The organism is Paenibacillus sp. 01T422 (genome assembly GCF_056398785.1).
On the sequence record NZ_JBFTQB010001260.1, the window covers coordinates 1 to 1,366 of the forward strand.

Consider the following 1,366-nt stretch of genomic DNA (forward strand, 5'->3'; position numbering starts at 1 on the left):
GCCCAGGATCTGCATCAAGTTGTGACGGCATTCCGAATTTCCTGAAAAATAAAAAGGAACTCCCGACTTTTTCATTCGTTCGTGCGTCTTGTTATCGAGAAGGTTAGAACAACCATAGATGACAAAACCATTACGAATGAGGAGTGACGTGAAATGAGAAAAAATCCTTTTAACATGTTGAAACTGGGTGTGCTCGGATGTGCGATGATGGTTGGTGTAAGCGGAGCTGTACTAACGGCTGGGTCAGATTCAGCTTCAGCTGAGACGGTGACGGCTGTTCCGATCAGCGCGAAGGTCACACCGATTGCTATCCAAGCCGCAGCGGTTCAAGTTAAAGAGGAAGTGCTGACCTCTAAGACGGAAAATTTGAAAACAAATGTCAAAGTCCCTCAACTCACAGGGATGTTGGATGCGAAATATCAGGAACAATTGAACTATATTCTTATGTCCCATGCGAATGAAGATTTGGCGAACTGGGAAAAAGAGGCGGATGAAGCTGCAGCTGATGCCAAAACCAAAGGGTTTACTTATCGTCCATATGAACTCACCATTATTTATGAGTTGAAGTCGGATGGCACGAGTTCCCCGGCAGGGTTAGTCTCCCTGCAAATTACGACATACGGAGCCACTGGGGGAACGGGCATGCCGCGTGTAGACACCTACAATGTGTTAAATCGTGAAGAAGCCCAGCGCGTTACCCTGCAGGATGTGCTCGGCGACACCTACAAGGAGACCGTAGATGCTGGAGTCCGAGCGGCAATGGATGAACATCCGGAGAACTATTTTAAAGACGATTTTGAGGGCATCAGAGAGTCACAGGGCTTTTATGTAGAAAAAGGAGAAGCTGTCGTCGTATTCCCGAAATATGCGATTGCACCGGGCGTGATGGGGTCACCGGAATTCCGTTTTCCAATAGCTGCGGACTTGACCATTCCTGTTAAAACGGAGTCGGCTCCCAAAGTGGCCTTGGATTTGGCGGCAGGTGATAGCATCACGAGTGCAGAAGGCGTAACCTTTGTACCATTCCGCAAGGTAGCAGAAGGTCTTGGTTATGAAGTAACTTGGAATCAAGCTACTTATGCGGCAGAACTCCACAAGGGAGCGCAATGGACGAGTGTAACAGTGGGCAAAGACAGCTATTTTTATGCCAAAATGGCACCTTTCTCCCTGGGAGCAGCCCCAGTCATTCAGAATGATACCTTGTATGTGCCACTCAAGTTCGTTTCAGATATTCTAAAGGCTGAAGTAAAAACTGGTGATGCCGGCATTATACACCTTGAACAGTAACACATTCCTAAGAGTTTAATCACGAAGCCTCCAGTCCGCCCAAAATAATGGGTGAACTGGAGGCTTTTCCATATCACAT

1 protein-coding gene is annotated in these 1,366 nt (G+C 47.4%); it reads left to right on the forward strand.

Annotation, left to right across the window (positions count from 1 at the left end; genetic code table 11):
• Nucleotides 1-153: 153 nt before the first annotated feature.
• Nucleotides 154-1,287 carry a stalk domain-containing protein gene (locus AC1DUA_RS37810; protein WP_477504598.1) on the forward strand — a complete coding sequence of 378 codons (1,134 nt, stop codon included), beginning with the start codon at nucleotides 154-156 and terminating at the stop codon, nucleotides 1,285-1,287.
• The last annotated feature ends 79 nt before the right edge of the window (nucleotides 1,288-1,366 follow it).

Bases quoted from the DNA above. Each gene is read 5' to 3' on its own strand.
- AC1DUA_RS37810 (WP_477504598.1), top strand. From the start codon at position 154: ATGAGAAAAAATCCTTTTAACATGTTGAAACTGGGTGTGCTCGGATGT.